The following is a 23,060-nucleotide window of genomic DNA, read 5'->3' on the forward strand; positions in this document are numbered from 1 at the left end:
GGGAGAGACAATGACTACTTACCCGGAAACCGGTCGCCTTTCCGCGCCGGCGGAATCCCCACTGGTGATTAAGAATGTGCGCCTGTACGGCGAAGGCGAGCCCACCGATGTCGTGGTCAAGGACGGCATCATCGCTACCATCGGCGCTACGGCAGAAGCCGAGGATGCACAGGTCATCGACGGCCAGGGCAACGTGCTCTTGCCAGGTCTGGTGGATATGCACGTGCACCTGCGCGAGCCCGGTCGCGAGGATACCGAGACCATCGAGACCGGCTCCAAGGCTGCCGCCAAGGGCGGTTTCACCGCCGTGTTCACCATGGCTAATACCAACCCTGTGACCGACCAGCCGATCATCGCTGAGTCCGTATGGGCCAAGTCCCAAGCACTGGCGCTGTGCGATGTCCATCCGGTGGGCTCCATTACCAAGGGCTTGGAAGGAAAGACCCTCACCGAGTTCGGCATGATGGCCCGCTCGGACGCCAAGGTCCGCATGTTCTCCGATGACGGCAAGTGCGTCCAGGATCCGCAGCTAATGCGTCGTGCTTTGGAATACGCCAAGGGCATGGACGTGCTGCTGGCGCAGCACGCCGAGGACGACCGCATGACCGGCGGTGCCTCCGCCCATGAAGGCGAGACCGCGGCCAAGCTAGGCCTGCGCGGCTGGCCGCGCGTGGCGGAGGAATCCATCGTGGCTCGCGACGCCTTATTGGCGCGCGACTACGGCAACCGCGTGCACATTTGCCACGCCTCGACGCAGGGCACCGTGGAGCTGCTGAAGTGGGCAAAGGAGCAGGATATTCCTCTCACCGCCGAGGTAACCCCGCACCACCTATTGATGACCGATGACAAGCTGCGCACCTACGATGGCCTCTTCCGCGTCAACCCGCCGCTGCGCGAACAGCGCGATACCGAGGCCCTGCGCGAGGCGCTGCTTAACGGCACCATTGACTGCGTTGCCACCGACCACGCCCCGCACGGCTCCGAAGACAAGTGCGTGGAATTTGAAAATGCCCGCCCTGGCATGTTGGGACTGGAATCTTCCCTGGCCGTCATCGCCAAAATCTTCGTCGAAACCGGCCTGGCCGATTGGCGCTTTGTCGCCCGTGTGATGTCCGAACGCCCCGCAGAAATCACCCGCCTGCCGGGCCATGGCCGCCCGATCGCAGAGGGCGAGCCTGCCAACTTGACCATTGTGGACCCAAACCACCACTGGGTTTCTGATTCCGCCAAGCTGGCCTCCAAGTCCGAAAACAACCCGTACGCTGGCGAAGAATTTGGCGCCCGCGTTACCCACACCATTTTGCGAGGTGCCGTCACTTTTGACTTGGCAGCCTCCGAAGAAGACTAACCTTGCACACTGAGACCACCTATATGGCAGAGAAAGGCCACGACGTGACTGATAGAACCCCAGCAATCCTCGTTCTCGCGGACGGGCGCACCTTCCGCGGTTATGGCTTTGGCGCCACCGGCACCACCTTGGGCGAGGCCGTATTCACCACGGCGATGACCGGCTACCAGGAGACCATGACGGACCCGTCTTACCACCGCCAGATTGTGGTTTCCGCAGCGCCGCACATTGGCAATACCGGTTGGAACGACGAGGACAATGAGTCCCACGGCAACCACATCTGGGTTGCGGGCCTCGTCATCCGCGACCTCGCGCAGCGCGTTTCTAACTGGCGCGCGGAGCGCAGCCTGAGCGAGGAGATGGAAAAGCAGGGTGTCATTGGCATCCGCGGCATTGATACCCGCACCTTGGTTCGCCACCTGCGCAACTACGGCTCCATTGCCGCCGGCCTGTTCTCCGGCGAAGATGCACAGCGCCCGGTAGAGGAGTTGCTCAAGGAAGTTAAGTCCCAGGACTCCATGGAAGGCGCCGACCTCGCCGCAGAGGTATCTACCGACGAGCCGTACACGGTTGAGGCCGTAGGGGAGAAGAAGTACACCGTCGTTGCCTTCGACATGGGCGTGAAGACCGCAACCCCGCGCCACTTTTCCCAGCGCGGCATCGAAACCATCGTCGTGCCCGCAAATACCTCCTTTGACAAGGTGAAGTCTTATAACCCGGATGGTGTCTTCGTCTCCAACGGCCCGGGTGACCCGGCTACCGCCGATGAAATGGTGGGCATCATCAAGCAGGTGCTCGAAGCCAAGATCCCGTTCTTCGGCATCTGCTTTGGCAACCAGCTCCTGGGCCGCGCGCTGGGCCTGGACACCTACAAGATGAAGTTCGGCCACCGCGGCATCAACGTGCCGGTGCGCAATAACGTGACCGGCAAGATTGATATCACCTCCCAGAACCACGGTTTCGCGCTGAAGGCGCCGGAAGGCTATGACCTAAACAGCAACGACGCCGAGTTCGCCACCGACTTCGGCCCCGCGCAGGTCACCCACATCTGCCTCAACGACGACACCGTCGAGGGCGTGGCATTGCGCAACGGCATGGCCTACTCCGTGCAGTATCACCCAGAATCCGCTGCGGGCCCGCACGATGCCAACCCGCTATTTGATCAGTTTGAAGAACTGATGGCTAACCACACCCCAAATAAGTAGACAACCAGGAAAAGGAAGAATAACTATGCCAAAGCGCAACGACATCAACCACGTCCTGGTCATCGGCTCCGGCCCAATCGTCATCGGCCAGGCTTGCGAGTTCGACTACTCCGGTACCCAGGCCTGCCGCGTGCTCAAGGAGGAGGGCCTGCGCGTAACTCTGGTCAACTCCAACCCGGCCACCATCATGACCGACCCTGAGTTTGCGGATCACACCTACGTCGAGCCCATTGAGCCGGACTACATCGAGAAGATTTTGGTCAAGGAGCGCGAAGAGGGACACCCCATCGATGCTGTGCTGGCTACCCTGGGTGGCCAGACCGCCCTGAATGCTGCAGTTCAGCTGGACCGCAAGGGGATTCTGGACAAGTACGGCATTGAGCTCATCGGTGCCGATATTGACGCCATCGAGCGCGGCGAGGACCGCCAGAAATTCAAGGACATCGTCGCCTCCATCGGCGGTGAGTCCGCCCGCTCCGCTGTGTGCCACAACATGGATGAGGTCCACGAGACCGTCGACAAGCTTGGCCTGCCTGTCGTAGTCCGCCCATCCTTCACCATGGGCGGCTTGGGCTCTGGTCTAGCCTTCAATAATGAGGACCTAGACCGCATTGCCGGCGGCGGCCTGGCAGCATCCCCCGAGGCCAATGTCCTGATTGAGGAGTCGATCCTCGGCTGGAAGGAATACGAGCTCGAGCTCATGCGCGATGGCGACGATAACGTCGTGGTTGTTGCCTCCATCGAAAACGTGGATGCCCTTGGCGTGCACACCGGCGATTCCGTCACCGTCGCCCCGGCGCTGACCCTCACTGACCGTGAGTTCCAGAAGATGCGCGACTTGGGCATCGCTATTATTCGCGAGGTCGGCGTCGATACCGGCGGCTGTAATATCCAGTTCGCGGTAAACCCGGATGACGGTCGCATCATCGTCATCGAGATGAACCCGCGCGTGTCCCGTTCCTCCGCGCTGGCATCCAAGGCCACCGGTTTCCCGATTGCGAAGCTGGCGGCCAAGCTCGCCATTGGCTACACCTTGGACGAGGTGCAAAACGACATCACCGGCGAGACCAAGGCCGCCTTCGAACCCACCTTGGACTACGTCATCGTCAAGGCTCCACGCTTTGCCTTTGAGAAGTTCCCGGGTGCCGATGACACCCTGACCACGACCATGAAGTCTGTGGGCGAGGCCATGGGTATTGGCCGCAACTACATTGCGGGCCTGAACAAGGTCATGCGTTCTTTGGAAAACAAGCCGAATGGTTTCTGGACCAAGCCGGATGAGTACTTCGCCGGTGAGCGTGCTACCGACCTGCAGGCGGTGCTCAAGGATCTGGAGCGCCCAACCGAGGGCCGCATGTACGACATCGAGCTGGCCCTTCGCCTCGGCGCTTCTGTAGATGAGGTACATGAGGCCTCCGGTGTTGATCCCTGGTTCATCGCTGAGCTGGCTACATTGGTGGCCTTCCGCCAGGAGCTTATCGACGCCCCAGTGCTCACCGAGGAGCTTTTGCGCGAGGCCAAGGTCTTTGGGCTTTCCGACGCCCAGATTGCCGCCCTCCGCCCCGAATTCAACGGCGAGGATGGCGTACGCAGCCTGCGCTGGCGCATGGGCATCCGCCCCGTGTACAAGACCGTAGATACCTGTGCCGGCGAATTCGAAGCACAGACCCCGTACCACTACAGCTCCTATGAGCTCAATCCGGATGCCGAGACCGAGGTTCGCCCGGCACCGGAAGGCTCCAAGGGTAAGGTCATCATTTTGGGCTCCGGACCTAACCGCATTGGTCAAGGTATCGAGTTTGACTACTCCTGCGTTCACGCGGCCCTTGAGCTCTCGGAGCAGGGCTACGAGACCGTCATGGTCAACTGCAACCCGGAGACCGTCTCCACCGACTACGACACCGCAGACCGCCTCTACTTCGAGCCGCTGACCTTCGAGGACGTCATGGAGGTCTACCACGCGGAGGCCGCTTCCGGTGACGTTGCTGGTGTGATTGTCCAGCTGGGTGGCCAGACTCCGCTGGGCCTCGCTGCCCGCCTGGAGGAGGCAGGCGTTCCGGTTGTGGGCACCAGCCCTGCAGCAATCGATTCCGCCGAGGACCGCGGCGAATTCGGCAAGGTCCTCGATGAGGCAGAATTGGCAGCTCCGGAGTACGGCACCGCCACCTCCTTCGCGGAGGCCCGCGAGGTTGCTTCCTCCATCGGTTACCCAGTACTGGTTCGTCCGTCCTACGTGCTGGGCGGCCGCGGTATGGAAATCGTCTATGACGAAAAGGCGCTGGAAGACTACATCGAGCGTGCCACCGAGCTGTCTCCGGACCACCCGGTTCTGGTGGACCGCTTCCTGGATTCCGCCATCGAGATTGACGTTGACGCTTTGTGCGACGGCAACGAGGTCTACCTGGGCGGCGTCATGGAGCACATTGAGGAGGCCGGCATTCACTCCGGCGACTCCTCCTGTGCGCTGCCTCCGATGACCCTTGGACCAGAGGACATTGAAAAGGTCCGCCGGTCCACCCGTCTGCTCGCCGAGGGCATTGGCGTCAAGGGCTTGATGAACGTCCAGTTCGCCTTGAAGGATGACATCCTCTACGTCATCGAGGCGAACCCGCGTGCTTCCCGTACCGTGCCGTTTGTCTCTAAGGCCACCGGCGTACCACTGGCTAAGGCAGCTTCTCGCGTCATGATGGGCTCGAGCATCGCCGACCTGCGCGCCGAAGGCATGATTCCTTCCGAATACGACGGTGGCTCTTTGCCGCTGGAGCACCCGATTGCCGTCAAGGAAGCAGTCTTGCCATTCAATCGCTTCCGCCGTCCCGATGGCAGCCTGCTCGATACTCTGCTCTCGCCAGAGATGAAATCCACCGGTGAGGTCATGGGCTTGGCTACCAACTTTGGCGCGGCCTATGCCAAGGGCGAAATTGCAGCCTTCGCCGTGCCGCCCACGGAGGGCACCGTCTTCGTTTCTGTTGCCAACCGCGACAAGCGCACCCTGATCTTCCCGATTCAGCGCCTGGCCAACATGGGCTACAACATCGTCGCTACCGCCGGCACCGCCCAGATGCTGCGCCGCAACGGTATCGAGTGCGAGGTTGCCGCCAAGGTCTCTGAGGCCAAGGAAGGCGAAGAGTCCATCGTGGATAAGATTTTCAACGGCGAGATCGACTGGATTCTCAATACCCCGGCCGGCTCCGCCGGTGCCCGCCACGACGGCTACGATATCCGCGCCGCGGCTGTCCACATGGAGATTCCGCTGGTGACCACCGTGCAGGGTGTAACCGCAGCGGTCCAGGGCATCGAAGCGATGCGCATTGGCAACCTGCAGGTACGTGCACTCCAGGAGCTTGAGCATGGCCCACAGCACTAAAGGATTTGGCGAGCGCCTAGAAGAAGCCGGCCAGGAACGCGGGCGCCTGTGCGTTGGCATCGACCCCCATCCGTATCTCTTGGACAAGTGGGGGCTGGAGCCCACCGCTGATGGTCTGCGGACCTTTAGCATGCGCTGCGTTGAAGCCTTTAGCGATACCGCCGCCTTGGTAAAGCCACAGGTAGCCTTCTTTGAGCGCTTTGGCTCCCAGGGCTTTGCAGTCCTCGAAGACGTTCTGGCTGCCCTGCGCGAAGCGGGCTGCCTAACTGTGGCCGATGCCAAGCGCGGCGATATTGGCTCCACTATGGCCGGCTACGCAGACGCATGGCTCGGCGATAGTTCGCCGCTGCGCGCAGACTCTGTGACCGTGTCGCCCTATCTAGGCGTTGGTGCACTCGGGCCGGTATTCACCAAGGCCGAAGAAACCGGCCGCGGTGTATTCGTCCTGGCGGCTACCTCCAACCCGGAGGCACGTGCCATCCAGTCGGTCCCGGTGGGCGAGGAGAGCACTATCGCTCAGGGCGTCGTCGATGAGTGCGCCGCGTTCAATGTCGAGGCGCACAAGGCGGGCAAGCCTGGCGATGTCGGCGTAGTCGTCGGCGCTACGTTGGACAATCCGCCGCGCCTCGATGCGCTCAATGGCCCAGTTCTTCTGCCGGGCGTCGGTGCCCAGGGCGCCGGCCCAGAGCAGGTGCACGGCATTGTTTCTGCTCGACCATCGCTGGGATTCGCCAATGTATCCCGAGCAGTGCTGGAGCAAGGTCCTGACGTCGCTGACCTGCGCAAAGCGGTTGCTCAGGTGGCGGCAGAGTTCCGGGACTAAAAGGGGCGGCGTGGCTGATTAACGGCCGCGCCGTTTACCTGGTACTTTGTTTAAGGTATGTGCGGTGACGTGCTAAAATAGCCGTGCTTTTGGACCCGCTAATCGTCACCGTTCAATGAGCAGTGCTAGGATTGCCAGAAGTCGGTTTGCTCGAAGGTTATTGATGACTTTCCGCGGTGTATAAACTGCGTTAGGCAGCCGTAATCTGGTACCAAGTACTAGACGTAACAGAATCAATCTAATGAATCGGAGGAAACCCGTGGCCCTTCCAAAGTTGACTGATGAGCAGCGCAAGGAAGCTCTCGCAAAGGCCGCTGAGGCCCGCAAGGCTCGCGCCGAGCTCAAGGCTGCGCTCAAGCGCGGCGAGACCGACCTGAAGGACGTGCTCGAAAAGGCTGAGACCGATGAGATCATCGGCAAGACCAAGGTTTCTGCACTCCTCGAGGCTCTGCCGAAGGTTGGCAAGGTCAAGGCTAAGGAAATCATGGAGGATCTGGAGATTGCTCAGACCCGCCGTCTGCGCGGCCTGGGTGAGCGTCAGCGTCGTGCTCTCCTCGAGCGTTTCGGCTACGGCGAATAGTCACAACCATGGCTGACGCAACTGCACGCGGGCGCCTCGTCGTATTGGCGGGGCCTTCCGCAGTGGGAAAATCCACCGTAGTTTCGCGTCTTCGCAGTGACGTCGAGGGGCTGTACTTCAGCGTGTCTATGACCACGCGCCAGCCCCGCCCCGGGGAGCAGGACGGTGTCGACTACTTCTTCGTCACCCCAGAAGCCTTCCAGCAGCGAATCGATGCCGGGGAGATGCTCGAATGGGCTGATATCCACGGCGGATTGCAGCGCTCTGGAACGCCCGCCCAGCCGGTAGAGGAAGCTTTGGCCGCTGGCCGCCCGGTACTCGTTGAGGTTGATCTCGCGGGTGCTCGGAGTGTGAAGAAAGCGCTGCCGGAGGCAGACCTGGTCTTTTTGGCACCCCCGTCATGGGAGGTACTTGTGGAGCGGCTCACCGGCCGCGGTACCGAGCCGCAAGACGTCATTGACCGTAGGTTGCAAACTGCGCATGAGGAACTAGCCGCACAGGACGAGTTCGATCACGTCGTTGTGAACGAGGATTTGGACGAGGCAGTAGCTGCCATTAGTGATATCCTGCGAGCATAGACCTCCTTTTTGACCATCTTCAATCAATGTAAAGGTGCATGTGACTAACGTGACCACCCCTTCTAACACTGAAGCCGCAAAGGCGGAACCAGTATTTGATGATCCGATCGGCATTACTGATCCCCCGATCGATGAGCTTTTGGACAAGGTTTCCTCTAAGTACGCTTTGGTCATCTTTGCCGCTAAGCGCGCACGCCAGATCAATAGCTACTACCAAGAGCAGGATGAAGGTGTCTTCGAGTTCGTAGGCCCGCTGGTTACCCCAGAGCCAGGCGAAAAGCCTTTGTCCATCGCATTGCGCGAGATTGATGCTGGCCTGCTTGACCACGAGGAAGGCAAGTAGCTAGCACTAAGCGTGTAATAGCTTTAAGGCTCCACGCGCCGCCACAGGCGTGTATCCCCGGTTTGGGGTGCACCTCTTGGTCGCGGCGGGTGGAGCCTTTCTCTATGTCGGCAGGTACCATCGTGCGGTGTGACTGATAAAGATACCTCTCGCAATATTGTTCTGGGCGTCGCTGGCGGCATCGCTGCCTACAAGGCGTGCCACCTTGTGCGCAATCTCAAGGAAGCGGGCGATGATGTCCGCGTTGTCCCGACGGAAAGTGCACTGAACTTCGTGGGCGCGGCTACGTTTGAGGCTCTATCTGGCCATCCTGTCTCCACGAGCGTGTTTGAGGCCGTGGATGAGGTGCAGCACGTCAACGTAGGACAGCATGCGGATGCAGTGGTCATTGCGCCTGCCACCGCAGACCTTATCGCGCGCTTGGCCGCAGGCCGTGCAGACGATTTGCTCACGGCCACCGTATTGGTCGCGACGTGCCCGGTTATTGTGGCCCCGGCCATGCACACTGAGATGTGGCATAACCCCGCTACGCAGGACAACGTGGCTACTTTGCGACGTCGCGGTATCACCGTCATCGAGCCCGCCCACGGCCGCCTAACCGGCAAAGATTCTGGCCCGGGTCGTTTGCCGGAGCCGGAACAGATTGCGGAGATTGTCCGTACTGAAATGGCGGGCTACCGAGTGCAACACACCTGGCAGGGCAAGAAGGTCGTCATATCAGCCGGCGGTACCCAGGAAGAGCTGGACCCGGTCCGATACTTAGGCAATCGCTCTTCCGGCAGGCAGGGATTCGCGCTCGCGGAATGGGCCGCCCAGATGGGGGCCAAGGTCACCCTCGTGGCGGGTAATACCGCCCAGCTTCCTGTGCCGAGCGGCGCGAAACTCCGGCACATTGTCTCCACCCGTGAGTTGGAGGATGCCATGCGCGAGGAGTCCCGCAACGCGGACGTGGTGATCATGGCCGCCGCGGTTTCTGACTTCCGTCCCGCGGAGGTCGCCGAGTCAAAGATGAAGAAGGGGCAGGCAGACGATGCGCTCTCGACGCTCCATCTGGTGGAAAACCCCGATGTACTCAAAGGGCTCGTCGCTGCGCGCGAGCGCTCGGAAATCCCTGCCGAATGCGTAATTGTAGGGTTCGCCGCCGAAACTGGCGATGCCCAGAAGTCCGCCTTGGACTATGCCCAGGAAAAGTTTGCGCGTAAGGGCTGCGACGTGCTCATGGCCAATGAGGTCGGGCGCGGAAAAACCTTTGGTCAAAAGTCCAATGAAGGGTGGATTTTACGTCCGGATTGCGCGCCACAACGTGTGGAGCATGGCTCGAAGCAGGTTGTCGCCGCTCAGATTCTTTTGGCTGTGAATGAAATGTTTCAGGTGTAGACAACTAAAATTGCGTTTATAGACCGCTTGGTCTAGGATTGTGAGGTATTAGGCTTGGGCGTAGAAAACCCACAGCATCGAATCAACAGTGAGAGCGAAGGAAGTTTTTGTGACTGATAACGCTGCAGTGGCAACTCGTCTTTTTACCAGCGAGTCCGTGACAGAAGGCCATCCCGATAAGATTTGTGACGCCATTTCTGACGCCATCCTTGATGCCCTGCTGGAAAAGGACCCAGCATCCCGCGTCGCCGTCGAGACGTTGGTAACCACCGGCCAGGTCCACGTGGTGGGCGAGGTTCGCACCGAGGCATACGTAGAAATCCCGGCGCTGGTGCGCGACACCCTTAAGTCCATCGGCTTTACTTCTTCCGAAGTCGGCTTTGATGGCAACACTTGCGGTGTGAATATCGCCATCGGCGAGCAGTCCCAGGAAATTGGCGCCGGAGTGGACAACTCCACTGAGGCCCGCGCCCATGACGAGGACTATGACGCCGAAAACGATACCGCCGGTGCCGGCGACCAGGGCCTGATGTTCGGCTACGCCTCCAATGAGACTGCTGAGTACATGCCACTGCCCATCGCTTTGGCGCACCGCCTGTCCCGCCGCCTGACGCAGGTACGCAAGGAAGGCATCGTCGATCACCTCCGACCGGATGGCAAGACCCAGGTGACCTTTGCCTACACCGATGACAATGAGCCGTCCCACCTGGATACCGTGGTGATTTCCACGCAGCACGATGCCGAGGTCGATAGCGCTTGGTTGGAAGGCCGCTTGCGCAGCGAGGTCCTTGAATGGGTTATCAAGGACGCCGGCTTGGAGAAGTACTACACCGAAGACACGACCTTGTTGGTCAACCCTTCCGGTTCCTTCATCCTTGGCGGACCGATGGGAGATGCCGGTCTTACCGGCCGGAAGATCATCGTCGATACCTACGGCGGCATGGCTCGCCACGGCGGCGGCGCGTTCTCTGGCAAGGACCCGAGCAAGGTGGACCGTTCCGCTGCTTATGCCATGCGCTGGGTGGCTAAGAATATCGTCGCCGCGGGCTTGGCAGATCGCGCTGAAGTCCAGGTGGCTTATGCAATCGGCCGCGCAAAGCCGGTGGGTCTGTACGTGGAGACCTTCGGTACCGCTAAGGAAGGCCTGAGTGATGCGAATATCCAGGCTGCGGTGAATCAGGTATTTGACCTGCGCCCGGCCGCTATCATTCGCGAGCTCGACCTGTTGCGCCCCATCTATGCGCAAACTGCCGCCTACGGTCACTTTGGCCGCACCGACGTTGAGCTGCCGTGGGAGCAGTTGAACCGAGTGGAAGCATTGCGTGCTGCCGCTGGTCTGTAGAATCGAGGCCTATGCCTAAGAAAACACCCGCCACCCGGAAGCCGGTTGCGCGGGTGTTGCCTCTTTTGGGGGTTGCGCACCTAGACCGGGGATTTGATTACCTCGTAGAAGAGGCAGACTCAGAAGAAGTCCAACCGGGGATTAAGGTGCGCATCCGCTTCAATGGGCGCTTGGTGGATGCGATTGTTTTAGAACGCCGGCATGACTCCGAATTTGGCGGCAACCTGCGCTTTATCGAGCGCATTATCTCACCCTTCCAGGTTTATCCGCCGCAGCTGGCCCGGCTTGTCGACGCCCTGGCAGACCGCTACGGCGGCGTGCGCTCGGACATTATCCGCTCTGCTATCCCGCCGCGGCACGCCAAGGCGGAGGAATCCGATTTAGAGACCCCGTGGGAGGAGCTCGGCACCACGAGCGAGCCCGACCTATCAGGATGGTCGGCCTATCAACATGGCGAGGCTTTCGTCGATTCGATTCTGGCCGGCAAGCTCGCCCGTGCCGCCTGGCAAATCGCCCCGGGCGATGATTGGGCACATGCGCTGGCTGCACTCGCTGCTAAAGTGGCGCTTGGCGGAGGAGGGGTTCTCCTCGTCGCCCCGGACCAGAAGAGCGTCGATGCTGTAGAGGCTGCGCTTCGCCGGGTACTTGGGGCAAAGCAGATAACGGTGCTGACTAATAGCATGGGCCCGCAGGCGCGCTATCGCCGTTATCTCTCCGCGCTAGTGGGCCAAGCCCGCGTGGTCATTGGTACCAGGTCCGCCGCTTTTGCCCCGGTCAAAGACCTGCAACTGGCGGTGATCCTCGATGATGGCAATGATAATTTGGTCGACAACCTCAAGCCCTATGTCCATGCGAGGGAAGTGCTCACCACCCGCTCAGCCTTCGAAGGCTGCAGCATGGTTTTGGCCAACCATTCGCGAACAGCAGAGACACAGCTGCTCGTGGAATCAGGATGGGCGCACGATGTGGTGGCCAAAGAGCAAACCATAACGGCGCGGTGCCCGGCTATCGAGGCGGTGGGGTCGTTCGGTCTGTCTATCGCCCGTGACCTCCACGGCGGCACCACCAAAGTACAAGCGCAGGCCTTCCAAGCCGCCCACCAGGCGCTGGATAGGGGAGAGCCGGTGCTGGTGCAGGTACCGCGCAAGGGCTATGCGCCCATTTTGGCCTGTGGCCAGTGCCGAGCGCCGGCTCGCTGCCGGCATTGCAATGGGCCATTGGGGCTGCCGCCCAAGGGGGCGTCGGCAAGCGCGGGCTCGGACGAAGCGGGAATGCCTACCTGCCGCTGGTGTGGTCGCATTGAGGCACGGCATCGGTGCACCGAATGCGGGTCCCCACGCCTGCGAGCCATCGTGTTGGGCTCGGAGCGTACCGCGGAGGAAATGGGCCGGGCCTTTCCCAATACGCGGGTGGTGGTCTCGGGTGGAAATAAGGTGCTCGATGCGGTGGACAATGCGCCGGCCCTGGTCATTGCCACCCCTGGCGCTGAACCGAAAGTAAAAGATGGTGCCTATGGCGCGGCGTTGCTCTTGGACGCCGGAGCATTGCTCAACCGGCAAGACCTGCGCGCCACGGAGGACACACTAGCGAAGTGGGCGCAGGCGGCTACTTTGGTGCAACCGCATTTCAAGGGTGGTCGAGTAATCTTGGCGGCCGATGAGACGCTCACCGTGGTCCAGCACTTCCTGCGTTGGGATATGGTGGGCGCGGCCGCCGCAGAGCTTGCTGCCCGGCGCGAGGTGCGCTTCCCACCCGCGGTGCATTTTGCTGCCATCGACGGTGCGGATGCATCCTTAGATGGCTTTGCCGAGCTGGTGGATCTTCCAGACCATGCGGAGGTATTAGGACCAGTTCCCCTTCCGCCGGGGCAGAGCCTGCCTGGTGACTACGATAGCCAGCGCTTTGGCCCACCGCAGCGGTTGGTCGTGCGCACCCCGCTGGGGCCGCGTTCCCAATTGGGGCGGGCATTGCGCAGCGCCAACGCCGCGCGCAGCGCCCGCAAGGATGACCTGCCTTTGCGCATCGTGGTTGACCCCATCCACGTGGGTTAGCCATATCGGGACCATAGGTGCTCATGCGCTAGTCTCGACGGAGGAAGCCGCCACCACCGGCCGGTTTGGTCTCGGTGCCATGAGAAAGGTGTGATTGCCATGTCCCTTCGAGAGCTGCGTATCTACGGCGACCCAGTCTTGGGTAGCCGCGCGGAGGAAATTAGTAAGTTTGATGCCGGTCTGCGTGCTTTGGCGAGCGATATGCTCGAGACCATGGATAACGCCGGAGGAGTAGGGCTAGCGGCTAATCAGGTGGGAATTTTGAAGCGCATCTTTGTCTATGACTGCTCGCATACCCAATCTGGGCTGCGCGGGGCGATTGTTAACCCGGTCTGGACTCCGGTGGGAGAGCAACAGCAAACAGGCCCGGAAGGATGCCTATCCATTCCGGGAATTAGCGCGGAAACCACGCGGTTCAACCAGGTCTTTGTGTCCGGCCAGGATATTGAGGGGCGCCCTGTGTCCATGGTGGCCTCAGGACTGATGGCTCGGTGCATCCAGCATGAGACCGACCACCTCGATGGGGTGCTCTTCCTACAACGCCTAGAGGCGCCAGTGCGCAAGGAGGCCATGCGCGCCATCCGTGAATCCGAGTGGTTTAACGCCTCGTAGCCCACTCGCTGTGGCGGCAGCGTTGCGGCGTTGTAGCCTAGTATTTTGAACGATATTAAGAGGAGAGTTTCCCCGCATGCGGATCATTTTTGCCGGTACCCCTGAGCCAGCCGTTGTGGCCTTGGAAAAGCTGCTTGCCTCGTCGCACGAGGTGGTGGCGGTAGTCACTCGCCCAGACGCGAAGAAGGGCCGCGGCCGCACTCTTCACCCGAGCCCAGTGAAGGCGCTCGCCCAAGAACACGGCATCGAAGTATTGACCCCGACCACCCTGCGCCCTGACTCGGAGGACGGTCAGGCGCTGCGCTCCCGCTTAAAGGAATTGCAACCAGAAGTGATTCCGGTGGTGGCCTACGGCAATCTGGTGACTAAGGACTTGCTGGAACTACCACAGCATGGCTGGGTAAACCTGCACTTTTCCTTGCTTCCGGCATGGCGCGGCGCGGCACCAGTGCAGGCTGCCATCGCCGCAGGCGATGACGTTACCGGCGCATCAACCTTCCGCATCGAAGAGGGCCTGGATACGGGCCCGGTGCTCGGCACCGTGACGGAGGAGATTAAAGGCACCGATACTGCCGATGACCTGTTGACGCGCCTGGCCTATTCCGGTGGCGACCTGCTCGTGGCCACCATGGATGGCTTAGCGGCGGGGCAGCTGGAGGCACAGCCGCAGCAGGGGGAGGCTACCTATGCGCCGAAAATCTCTACCGCGCAGGCCCGCGTGGAGTGGACCCAACCGGCCTTTGCCATCGATCGGCACATTCGCGCACACACGCCTGGGCCGGGTGCATGGACCATGTGGGGCGAGGCCCGCGTGAAGATTGGACCGGTCAGCCTCATAGAAGAAGTGGCGGTTCCACAGGAACTAGAACCAGGGCAGCTGCACATTGCCAAGAACGCCGTATTCGTCGGTACCGGTACGCAGCCAGTCCAGCTGGGTAAAATCCAGGCTCCGGGAAAGAAGATGATGAATGCGGCCGATTGGGCCCGCGGACTAGGCAAGGATGCCGAGGTGAAGTTTCAATGAGTGGTGGTTTCCGTTCCCGCAGCAAGTCCGGGGATAAGTCGCCGGCGGGCAAACCGCAGGACTCCCACAAATCCACTGGCGCGAAGGACCGCGGTGGCCGCCCGCAACGGCAGCAGCGTGGCAGCCGCGGTGGGCAGCACAGGGGCAGGCAGGCTGCTGCTAAGGGCCAACGTCCCGGCAAGCGCCAGGAAGGCGGATTGATTCAGGCCGCGCTGGCCGCGGGCGTGGATGCGCCGCGTGCGGTCGCCTTCGACGTGGTGCGCAGGGTAAGCGAGGATGATGCCTTCGCTAACCTCATTTTGCCCAAGGCACTGCGCAAGCAAAAGCTCAAGGGGCGCGACGCCGCCTTCGCCACCGAAATCACCTATGGCACGCTGCGCACCCTTGGCGTAGTTGATGCCGTCATCGCGGAGTGCTCTTCGCGCGGCCTCGAGGACATTTCCCCCGCCGTGGTTGATGCCTTGCGCCTGGGCACCTATCAAGTTCTCTATACCCGCGTGGAGCCACACGCGGCGGTTGATACCACCGTTCGTTTGGTAGAAGCCGCCGGTGAAGTCAAGGCCAAGGGCTTTGCTAATGGCATCATGCGCACCATTACGCGCACGCCAGCTAAGACCTGGCTGGACAAGCTCGCCCCGCAGGGGGAAATCGCCGGCATCGCCTTTAAGCATGCCCACCCCACCTGGATTGCGGAATCGTTTAGCCGCGTGTTGGGCCTAGGGGAGTTGGAGGCTGCCCTGGCGGCGGACTCTGAGCGCCCTTCGGTGCACCTGGTGGCGCGCCCCGGGGAAATCTCGGCCGAGGAATTGGCCCTGATGACCGGCAATGAGGAGGGGCGCTATTCCCCTTATGCGGTGTACATGGAATCCGGTGACCCCGGCCAATTGGAACCCGTGCGCCAAGGATTGGCGGCCGTGCAGGACGAGGGCTCGCAGCTGATTGCCCGCGCGGTATGCGAGGCGCCCCTCGAGGGAGAGGACACCGGCCGGTGGCTCGATCTCTGCGCCGGTCCCGGCGGAAAGGCGGCCCTCATGGGCGCGCTTGCCCGCATCGACTCCGCGCACGTTGATGCAGTGGAGGTATCCCCGCACCGAGCGGCGCTGATTGAAAAGACGGTCAGCGATTTACCCGTGGACGTCCATGTGGCAGATGGCCGCAATCCCGGCGTGGGAGAGGACTTTGACCGCGTGCTTGTCGATGCCCCCTGTTCCGGCCTTGGCGCGCTCCGTCGCCGCCCAGAGGCGCGGTGGCGCAAGTCGGAGGCCGATATTGCCGAGCTTAACCAGCTGCAATTCGAGCTCCTGTCCTCCGCATTAAACCTGGTGCGTCCGGGTGGCGTGGTCATCTACTCCACGTGTTCGCCAGATCTGCGCGAAACCCGGGGCATCGTTGACCGCGCCGTGCGCGAACTCGGCGCCGCAGAACTCGACGCACATGCTCTCATTCCTGATATGGGCGATGTAGGCCATGAGAAATCCGTGCAGATGTGGCCGCATCGGCACGGTACCGACGCCATGTTCTTTGCGGCCCTTCGCCGCGCAGCCGACTAATCGCGATAGACTGGTGGGCATGTCCGCACCGATTATTTCCCCTTCCATTCTGGCCGCCGATTTTTCTCGCTTGGGCGAGGAACTTGCGGCGATTGATACCGCAGACTGGGTCCATGTGGACATTATGGATGGGCACTTTGTGCCCAACCTGTCCTTCGGCCCAGATATCACGGCCACGGTCCATCGCAGCACCAATAAGCCACTAGATGTCCACCTCATGATCGAGGAACCCGAAAAGTGGGTGGAGACCTATGCCAAGGCGGGCGCACATACGATTATCTTCCACGTGGAGGCCGTCGCCGATGACCAGGCGGCAGTGGACTTGGCCCAGCGCATCCGCGATTTGGGCGTGTGTGCGGCCTTTTCCATCAAGCCAGGCACCGCCATCGAGCCGTGGTTGGATAAGCTGCACCATTTCGATGAGGTGCTCGTGATGTCTGTGGAGCCTGGCTTCGGCGGGCAAAAGTTCATGCCAGAGATGCTGGAGAAGGTCCGTAAACTGCGCCGCAGCATTGATGAGCAGGGCCTTGAAACCGTCATCGAGATCGATGGCGGCATTTCGCCCGAGACCATCGGGGCAGCCGCCGAGGCGGGTTGCGACGCTTTCGTGGCAGGCTCAGCCGTATTCAAGTCGGACGATCCCGCCGGCGTCGTCAAGCAGCTGCGTGATCTGGCGGCTGGTGCCTGATGGCCGCGGAGAACCAGAACAGCACTCTCTCCGCAGCGCTGTTGCGCGCGATGGCCGCGGGTGCTGAGGTACGTGGAACCACGAGCCCTAATCCACCGGTAGGCGCGGTCATCGTGTCGCCAGCTGGGGAAATTGTGGGCGTCGGCGCCACCCAGCCCGTGGGAGGCGCGCATGCCGAGGTCATGGCGTTGCAGGAGGCCGGAGATAGGGCGCGCGGCGCCACGGCCGTGGTCACCTTGGAACCCTGTGCGCATACCGGCCGCACGGGTCCCTGCGCGCAGGCGCTTATCGATGCCGGCGTGGCTCGCGTGTACTACCTCCACGCCGATCCCACCCCGCAGGCTGCGGGTGGAGCAGAAGTGTTAGCGGAGGCCGGAGTGGACGTCGCCAAGTTAGAAAAGCCCCCGCACGCCGAGGATGCTTTGGTGCCATGGCTATTCGCCGTGCGCACCCAGCGGCCCCACGTCACCTTGAAGTTCGCGCAAACGCTGGACGGTTTTACGGCCGCGGCCGATGGAACCAGCCAATGGATTACGGGCGAGGAGGCACGCGACTGGGTGCATGCCGATAGGGCGCACCGCGATGCCATCGTGGTAGGTACCGGCACTGCGCTGGCTGATAATCCCTCGCTCACCGCACGCTTTCACGACGGGAGCCTGCGCGCGCACCAGCCACGCCGGGTGGTCATCGGCAAGCGTGATTTGGAATCGGCGGGCGATGCAGCAAGCCACCTGCGCGAGCTAGGGTACGAGCAGTACGAGAGCATCGAAGAGGCGCTCTTCGAGCTCTACGCCACCGGTGCCCGCGACGTCCTCGTGGAAGGAGGCGCAGGCCTAGCCAGTAGCTTCCTGAAGGCCGATTTGGTGGATGCCATCTCTGCCTATATCGCGCCACTTTTGCTGGGCGAAGGCTGCGGCGTGCTCGCGCACCCCGTGACCCAGACGCTGGCAGAAGCCACCCGTTTCCGCCGGGTGGGAATGAAGGCGCTGGGTGATGACGTTCTTATTGAGTACGTGCGCTAGACGCTGGACATAGTAGTGAGCGAGAAAGGTTGGAAGTGTTTACTGGTCTAGTACAAGAGTTGGGCACCGTGGAGGCAATGGAACCGCATGCAGACGCGCTGCGTTTGAGCATTCGTGCCCCGCGTATCGTTGCGGAGGCCGCACTGGGTGATTCCATTGCCATTAACGGCGTATGCCTTACCGTGGCGGAACTGTCGACGGATACTTTTTGTGCGGATGTGATGCAGGAGTCCCTTGACCGCACCGCCCTGGGGCGCCTTGCCGAGGGCGATCCGGTCAATGTCGAACCGGCGCTGCTTCCCACCACCCGGCTGGGCGGGCACATTATGCAAGGACACGTGGACGGCACCGCGACGCTCCAGAGCCGAACTAGCTCCGAGAACTGGGATGTGCTGCGGTTTAGCTTGCCGTCCGAGCTTGCCCGGTACGTCGTGGAAAAGGGCTCCATTGCCGTGAGCGGCACCTCGCTGACTGTGAGCGCCGTGGGCCCAGACTGGTTCGAGGTATCCCTTATCCCCACCACTTTGCGCGATACTATTCATGGCGCCTTGCCGGTGGGAGGAGAGGTAAATCTCGAGGTGGATGTGCTGGCCAAGTATGTAGAAAAGATGCTTCACCCCGAAGCTTAACCCCCTGGGGCTAAGGACTAGACTGCTACCTTATGAGCGCGAGTGATAATTCCATCCGTCTAGATTCCATCGACCAGGCCATCGCGGATATCGCCGCTGGTAAGCCGGTTGTTGTCATCGATGATGAGGATCGCGAAAACGAAGGCGATCTGATTTTCGCCGCGGAGCTAGCCACCCCGGAACTCGTAGCCTTCATGGTGCGCTATTCCTCTGGATATATCTGCGCACCCTTATTGCCAGAAGATTGCAACCGGTTGAACCTACCACCGATGCTGGCGGTCAACCAAGATGTACGCGGCACCGCCTACACGGTGACCGTGGATGCAGCAACGGGCAGCACCGGTATTTCTGCCACCTCGCGCGCAGAAACCATCCGCCGCCTGGCAGACCCCAGCACCACTCCAGGAGAGTTCACCCGTCCAGGCCACGTGGTGCCGCTGTGTGCTCGGCCGGGCGGCGTTTTGGAGCGGGACGGTCATACGGAGGCATCCATTGATCTCGCCCGATTGGCGGGCCTGCGCCCGGCCGGTGTGCTGTGCGAGATCGTCTCCGAGGATGACCCCACGGATATGGCACGCTCGCCAGAGTTGCGCCGCTTTGCCGATACACATGGGCTCTCCATGATCTCTATCGCGCAGCTAATCGAGTGGCGCCGCCATAATGAAACGCAGGTCACCCGCCAGGTAACCACTGAGCTACCCACCGAATACGGTCACTTCACCGCCATCGGTTACCGCCATGAGGTAGACGGGCAGGAACACGTTGCATTGGTCGCAGGGGATCCCGCCCAGCTGCGCGGCGCGCGCGACGTCATGGTGCGCGTCCATTCCGAATGCCTAACCGGTGATGCCTTTGGTTCACGGCGCTGCGATTGCGGGCCCCAGCTGCATGAATCCATGCGCCTTATCAGCCAGGAAGGCCGCGGCGTGGTCATCTACCTGCGTGGTCAGGAAGGACGCGGCATCGGGCTTTTGCATAAGTTGGAGGCCTACCGCCTGCAGGATTCGGGCATGGATACCGTCGATGCCAACTTGGAACAGGGGCTTCCCGAGGACGCCCGCGAGTACTCCGTGGCCGGGCAGATCCTTCGCGATCTCGGCATAGAATCCGCGAACCTTTTAACCAATAATCCGCATAAGGGCGAAGGGCTGAGCGGATTTGGCGTGGATGCCAGCCACCACACGCCGCTGGCCACCCCAGCACACGCGGATAATATTGACTACTTGCGTACTAAGCGCGACCGCATGGGCCACGACCTTCCGCAGGTTGCCCAGTGGGACGCAGAACATAAATAAATCTTTGACGTGCGATTGAAAGGATAGCGATGAGTAAAGAAGGCCTGCCTGATATTGCCCAGGTAGATGGCAGTGGACTGCGCGTTGCTGTGGTTACCGCTACATGGAACGCAGAAATCTGCGATCAGCTCCATGCCCAGGCGGTGCAGACCGCCACCGATAATGGTGCCGAGGTCGACGAATACCGAGTGGTAGGTGCCTTGGAACTTGGCGTTGTGGTCCAAGCAGCAGCTCGCTCCTACGATGCCGTGGTAGCAATAGGCTGCGTTATCCGTGGCGGCACCCCGCACTTTGACTACGTATGCGACTCCGTCACCCAGGCGCTGACCCGAATCTCACTCGATGAATCCACCCCGGTAGCTAACGGCGTGCTGACCGTCAACGACCAGCAGCAAGCCATCGACCGCGCTGGTTTTGCAGATTCGGTAGAAAACAAGGGCGCCGAAGCTATGATTGCAGCTTTAGATACCGTGCTGCAGTTGCGTACACTAAACGCAGCACAGAAGTAACCGCTAGCAATGCGTCAGCGCCCGATGCTTGACCACTAAGGTGGCCGGCGGGGCGCGCCCCAAAGGAGTATGCACATGAACGAGGCGCAGGCCCCAAAGAATCCGCAGCACAGCCGCCAGCTTAGCGACGCCGAAGTATTGGCCTATATCAGCGCCGATCCCTTCGCACAGACCACGTCTAAGCCATGGGAGTTTACGGCAACCTCGCCTTTCCTCCGCAAGGTGGCTATCGCCTGGGTGATCCTCGTTATGGCCATCCATATCTTCATGGGAGTTACCTTGGATGTGTCCTTTACCGGTGCGCACGTGACTACCATCGACAAATTCGCCTTCCCTGGCGTCGGTGTTCTCATTTCCGTTCTGTCCTGGATCGCTCTTAACCGTCCACGCTTGCGCGCCAATGAGGATGGGGTAGAGGTCCGCAATATCGTGGGCACGCGCTTTTATCCGTGGCAGGTGGTCTACGGACTTTCCTTCCCGGTAGGCCAGCGTATGGCACGCCTTGAGCTGCCCGAATTCGAATTCGTCCCCGTCTGGGCGTTGCAATCTGGCGATAAGGACACCGTCATCGACAACGTCCGCCGCTTCCGCGACGTGGAAGCCAAGTACATGCCTCAGGATTAACCATTGGCTGACCCCACTACCTACCGCCCGGCTCCTGGAACCATTCCCACCGACCCGGGCGTCTATAAGTTCCGCGATGAAAACCGCCGCGTTATCTACGTGGGTAAAGCCAAGAACCTGCGCGCTCGGCTGTCCAACTATTTTCAGGACATCACGCAACTGCACCCGCGTACTCGCCAAATGGTGCTCACCGCCAACTCGGTGGAGTGGACGGTAGTTGCCAGCGAGGTGGAAGCCCTGCAGTTGGAGTACACGTGGATCAAGCGCTTTGATCCGCACTTCAACGTCATGTACCGCGACGATAAAACCTATCCAATGCTCGCGGTTTCGGTCGGGGAGACGGTCCCTCGCGCCTTTTTCTACCGTGGCCCGCGGCGCAAAGGTGTGCGCTATTTCGGACCCTACTCTCATGCCTGGGCCGTGCGGGAAAGCTTGGACCTGCTTACCCGCGTCTTTCCCATGCGCACCTGCTCGAAGGGCGTGTATAACCGGCATGAGCGGCTCGGGCGTCCGTGCCTTTTGGGGTACATCGGCAAATGCGATGCACCCTGCATTGGCCGAGTAAGTAAGGAAGACCACCGCGAGACGGTCAACGATCTCGTGTCCTTCATGAATGGCAACACCGGTTCAGTGCGCCGCAAACTCACCCAGGACATGGAGCAGGCCGCCGAGAACCTAGAGTTCGAACGCGCTGCGCGCCTGCGCGATGACTTGGGCGCTATTGACAAGATCATGGAACAGCAAGCCGTGGTCTTTACAGACGGCACGGATGCTGATCTCATTGCTTTTAACTCGGATGAACTTGAGGCAGCGGTACAGATTTTCCACGTTCGCGATGGGCGCATTCGCGGTCAGCGCGGTTGGGTAGTCGAACGCGCCGGCGATCAGGCGAGTTCAGAGCCCTTGGAAGAGGGGCAGCCTGATCCCGCGCTGCCCGCGTTGGTACAAAATTTCCTCATCCAGTTCTATTCCGATGCGGTAGAGCGCGAGAAACAAGAGGCGCGGGAAGATGCTGCGCTCGCCGCGGACGTGAAGCGGCGCGGGGTGGACCAAGAATCGCACATGAAATCCCGCCGCGTGCAGGTTATTCCACGCCAGATTTTGGTTCAGGCCCTGCCGGATGAACCGGAGCAGGTCGTCGCGCTGCTGGAGGAGCTGCGCGGCGCCCAAGTAGACCTGCGCGTTCCTCAGCGCGGCGATAAAAAACAGCTTATGGCCACGGTGGAGAAAAACGCCAAGGAGCAATTGCGCCAACATAAGCTCAAGCGGGTAGGAGACCTCACCGCACGCTCGGCGGCCTTGCAGGATATTCAAGAAGCCCTAGGCATGGAACAAGCCCCATTACGCATCGAATGTACCGATATCTCGCACATTCAAGGCACAGATGTGGTTGCTTCTCTAGTGGTCTTTGAAGATGGTTTGCCCAAGAAGTCGGACTATAGGCGCTACCGCATTAAGGAGGCGGCTGGCGATGGCCGGTCGGATGACGTCGGTTCTATCGCAGAGATCACGCGCCGTCGGTTTAAGCGCCATAAGCAAGATAAGCTCGCCCATCCCGATGAGGAAGTAGAAGAGTCTTCCTTTGCAGAGGAGAAGGTGGCGGAAGAATCTGCCGAAGCGGGTCGTCGCTTTGCGTACCCGCCGCAGCTTTTCATCGTGGATGGCGGCGCGCCCCAGGTGGCCGCGGCTCAAGAGGTATTTGATGAGTTGGGCATCGTGGATGTGACCCTGGTGGGCCTGGCCAAGCGCCTCGAGGAAATTTGGGTTCCAGGCGATGATGAGCCGGTGATTTTGCCGCGTAACTCGCAAGCGCTCTTCCTCCTGCAGCAAATTCGTGATGAAGCCCACCGCTTCGCTATTACTTACCATCGGCAGCAGCGCTCAAAGCGGATGCGTTCCTCGGTACTCGATTCCGTGCCGGGATTGGGACCGCAACGGCGCACCGATCTGGTCAAGCATTTCGGTTCGGTGAAAAAGCTCAAGGCCGCCACTGTGGATGAGATCTGTGAGGTCAACGGTTTTGGTCCAAAACTGGCCCAGACCGTGTACGAGAGTTTGCATGATTCTGCGGGCAGTTAAGTGGCATTCTCCTA

The 23,060-nt window shown here is 61.0% G+C and carries 20 protein-coding genes; all 20 read left to right on the plus strand.

Annotated features, from left to right (window positions below; translation table 11 throughout):
- Window positions 1-10: 10 nt before the first annotated feature.
- The 20 genes from ACKFRY_RS07960 to uvrC all read left to right on the plus strand — a co-directional run bounded on the left by ACKFRY_RS07960 (window position 11) and on the right by uvrC (window position 23,046).
- Window positions 11-1,348: a dihydroorotase gene (locus tag ACKFRY_RS07960; RefSeq protein WP_408922621.1), complete on the plus strand. Its 1,338-nt coding sequence runs from the start codon at window positions 11-13 to the stop codon at window positions 1,346-1,348.
- Between the two features lie 23 nt (window positions 1,349-1,371).
- A complete protein-coding gene (gene carA / locus ACKFRY_RS07965) occupies window positions 1,372-2,553 on the plus strand; it encodes a glutamine-hydrolyzing carbamoyl-phosphate synthase small subunit (RefSeq protein WP_408922253.1) in 1,182 nt (393 codons plus the stop codon).
- A 25-nt stretch (window positions 2,554-2,578) separates the two neighbouring features.
- Window positions 2,579-5,920 (plus strand): carbamoyl-phosphate synthase large subunit, encoded by a 3,342-nt coding sequence (carB, locus tag ACKFRY_RS07970; RefSeq protein WP_408922622.1) that lies wholly within the window; start codon window positions 2,579-2,581, stop codon window positions 5,918-5,920.
- Window positions 5,904-6,743, plus strand: coding sequence for an orotidine-5'-phosphate decarboxylase (pyrF, locus tag ACKFRY_RS07975; protein WP_408922623.1), 840 nt, complete (start codon window positions 5,904-5,906; stop codon window positions 6,741-6,743). Before carB ends, pyrF begins: the two co-directional genes overlap by 17 nt.
- A gap of 259 nt (window positions 6,744-7,002) precedes the next feature.
- Entirely contained in the window at window positions 7,003-7,323 is a 321-nt protein-coding gene (mihF, locus tag ACKFRY_RS07980) for an integration host factor, actinobacterial type (protein ID WP_005328460.1), read from the plus strand.
- Window positions 7,324-7,331: 8 nt separating this feature from the next.
- Window positions 7,332-7,901 carry a guanylate kinase gene (gmk, locus tag ACKFRY_RS07985; RefSeq protein ID WP_005328458.1) on the plus strand — a complete coding sequence of 190 codons (570 nt, stop codon included), beginning with the start codon at window positions 7,332-7,334 and terminating at the stop codon, window positions 7,899-7,901.
- Between the two features lie 40 nt (window positions 7,902-7,941).
- The gene (gene rpoZ, locus ACKFRY_RS07990) at window positions 7,942-8,244 is read left to right on the plus strand and encodes a DNA-directed RNA polymerase subunit omega (RefSeq protein ID WP_005324891.1); all 303 of its coding nucleotides are present in this window, start codon (window positions 7,942-7,944) and stop codon (window positions 8,242-8,244) included.
- Window positions 8,245-8,373: 129 nt separating this feature from the next.
- Window positions 8,374-9,621, plus strand: coding sequence for a bifunctional phosphopantothenoylcysteine decarboxylase/phosphopantothenate--cysteine ligase CoaBC (gene coaBC, locus ACKFRY_RS07995; protein ID WP_179386547.1), 1,248 nt, complete (start codon window positions 8,374-8,376; stop codon window positions 9,619-9,621).
- A 109-nt stretch (window positions 9,622-9,730) separates the two neighbouring features.
- On the plus strand, window positions 9,731-10,963 hold the full coding sequence (gene metK / locus ACKFRY_RS08000) for a methionine adenosyltransferase (protein ID WP_408922624.1): 1,233 nt from the start codon (window positions 9,731-9,733) through the stop codon (window positions 10,961-10,963).
- Between the two features lie 11 nt (window positions 10,964-10,974).
- Window positions 10,975-13,014 carry a primosomal protein N' gene (locus ACKFRY_RS08005; protein ID WP_408922625.1) on the plus strand — a complete coding sequence of 680 codons (2,040 nt, stop codon included), beginning with the start codon at window positions 10,975-10,977 and terminating at the stop codon, window positions 13,012-13,014.
- A gap of 99 nt (window positions 13,015-13,113) precedes the next feature.
- Window positions 13,114-13,626: a peptide deformylase gene (def, locus tag ACKFRY_RS08010; protein ID WP_005328451.1), complete on the plus strand. Its 513-nt coding sequence runs from the start codon at window positions 13,114-13,116 to the stop codon at window positions 13,624-13,626.
- Window positions 13,627-13,702: 76 nt separating this feature from the next.
- Window positions 13,703-14,650, plus strand: coding sequence for a methionyl-tRNA formyltransferase (gene fmt / locus ACKFRY_RS08015; RefSeq protein WP_408922626.1), 948 nt, complete (start codon window positions 13,703-13,705; stop codon window positions 14,648-14,650).
- Window positions 14,647-16,200, plus strand: coding sequence for an RsmB/NOP family class I SAM-dependent RNA methyltransferase (locus ACKFRY_RS08020; RefSeq protein WP_408922627.1), 1,554 nt, complete (start codon window positions 14,647-14,649; stop codon window positions 16,198-16,200). The genes fmt and ACKFRY_RS08020 overlap by 4 nt, the downstream gene beginning before the upstream one ends.
- A 19-nt stretch (window positions 16,201-16,219) precedes the next feature.
- The gene (gene rpe / locus ACKFRY_RS08025) at window positions 16,220-16,888 is read left to right on the plus strand and encodes a ribulose-phosphate 3-epimerase (RefSeq protein ID WP_250408511.1); all 669 of its coding nucleotides are present in this window, start codon (window positions 16,220-16,222) and stop codon (window positions 16,886-16,888) included.
- Window positions 16,888-17,910 (plus strand): bifunctional diaminohydroxyphosphoribosylaminopyrimidine deaminase/5-amino-6-(5-phosphoribosylamino)uracil reductase RibD, encoded by a 1,023-nt coding sequence (gene ribD, locus ACKFRY_RS08030; protein ID WP_408922628.1) that lies wholly within the window; start codon window positions 16,888-16,890, stop codon window positions 17,908-17,910. Before rpe ends, ribD begins: the two co-directional genes overlap by 1 nt.
- A 35-nt stretch (window positions 17,911-17,945) precedes the next feature.
- The gene (locus tag ACKFRY_RS08035) at window positions 17,946-18,539 is read left to right on the plus strand and encodes a riboflavin synthase (protein ID WP_408922629.1); all 594 of its coding nucleotides are present in this window, start codon (window positions 17,946-17,948) and stop codon (window positions 18,537-18,539) included.
- 32 nt (window positions 18,540-18,571) lie between these two features.
- A complete protein-coding gene (locus tag ACKFRY_RS08040; protein ID WP_408922630.1) occupies window positions 18,572-19,834 on the plus strand; it encodes a bifunctional 3,4-dihydroxy-2-butanone-4-phosphate synthase/GTP cyclohydrolase II in 1,263 nt (420 codons plus the stop codon).
- Window positions 19,835-19,863: 29 nt separating this feature from the next.
- Window positions 19,864-20,343, plus strand: a complete 480-nt coding sequence (gene ribH / locus ACKFRY_RS08045) for a 6,7-dimethyl-8-ribityllumazine synthase (protein ID WP_408922631.1) — start codon at window positions 19,864-19,866, stop codon at window positions 20,341-20,343.
- A 75-nt stretch (window positions 20,344-20,418) separates the two neighbouring features.
- On the plus strand, window positions 20,419-20,967 hold the full coding sequence (locus tag ACKFRY_RS08050) for a PH domain-containing protein (RefSeq protein ID WP_408922632.1): 549 nt from the start codon (window positions 20,419-20,421) through the stop codon (window positions 20,965-20,967).
- A gap of 3 nt (window positions 20,968-20,970) precedes the next feature.
- A complete protein-coding gene (gene uvrC / locus ACKFRY_RS08055) occupies window positions 20,971-23,046 on the plus strand; it encodes an excinuclease ABC subunit UvrC (protein ID WP_200435651.1) in 2,076 nt (691 codons plus the stop codon).
- The last annotated feature ends 14 nt before the right edge of the window (window positions 23,047-23,060 follow it).

It is taken from the genome of Corynebacterium tuberculostearicum (assembly GCF_046097255.1).
GTDB classification, from domain to species: Bacteria; Actinomycetota; Actinomycetes; order Mycobacteriales; family Mycobacteriaceae; genus Corynebacterium; species Corynebacterium tuberculostearicum_J.

Coding starts and splice junctions, on each gene's coding strand:
- ACKFRY_RS07960 (WP_408922621.1), top strand. CDS start 11: ATGACTACTTACCCGGAAACCGGTCGCCTTTCCGCGCCGGCGGAATCC.
- carA (WP_408922253.1), top strand. CDS start 1,372: ATGGCAGAGAAAGGCCACGACGTGACTGATAGAACCCCAGCAATCCTC.
- carB (WP_408922622.1), top strand. CDS start 2,579: ATGCCAAAGCGCAACGACATCAACCACGTCCTGGTCATCGGCTCCGGC.
- pyrF (WP_408922623.1), top strand. CDS start 5,904: ATGGCCCACAGCACTAAAGGATTTGGCGAGCGCCTAGAAGAAGCCGGC.
- gmk (WP_005328458.1), top strand. CDS start 7,332: ATGGCTGACGCAACTGCACGCGGGCGCCTCGTCGTATTGGCGGGGCCT.
- ACKFRY_RS08005 (WP_408922625.1), top strand. CDS start 10,975: ATGCCTAAGAAAACACCCGCCACCCGGAAGCCGGTTGCGCGGGTGTTG.
- def (WP_005328451.1), top strand. CDS start 13,114: ATGTCCCTTCGAGAGCTGCGTATCTACGGCGACCCAGTCTTGGGTAGC.
- fmt (WP_408922626.1), top strand. CDS start 13,703: ATGCGGATCATTTTTGCCGGTACCCCTGAGCCAGCCGTTGTGGCCTTG.
- ACKFRY_RS08020 (WP_408922627.1), top strand. CDS start 14,647: ATGAGTGGTGGTTTCCGTTCCCGCAGCAAGTCCGGGGATAAGTCGCCG.
- rpe (WP_250408511.1), top strand. CDS start 16,220: ATGTCCGCACCGATTATTTCCCCTTCCATTCTGGCCGCCGATTTTTCT.
- ribD (WP_408922628.1), top strand. CDS start 16,888: ATGGCCGCGGAGAACCAGAACAGCACTCTCTCCGCAGCGCTGTTGCGC.
- ACKFRY_RS08040 (WP_408922630.1), top strand. CDS start 18,572: ATGAGCGCGAGTGATAATTCCATCCGTCTAGATTCCATCGACCAGGCC.
- ribH (WP_408922631.1), top strand. CDS start 19,864: ATGAGTAAAGAAGGCCTGCCTGATATTGCCCAGGTAGATGGCAGTGGA.
- ACKFRY_RS08050 (WP_408922632.1), top strand. CDS start 20,419: ATGAACGAGGCGCAGGCCCCAAAGAATCCGCAGCACAGCCGCCAGCTT.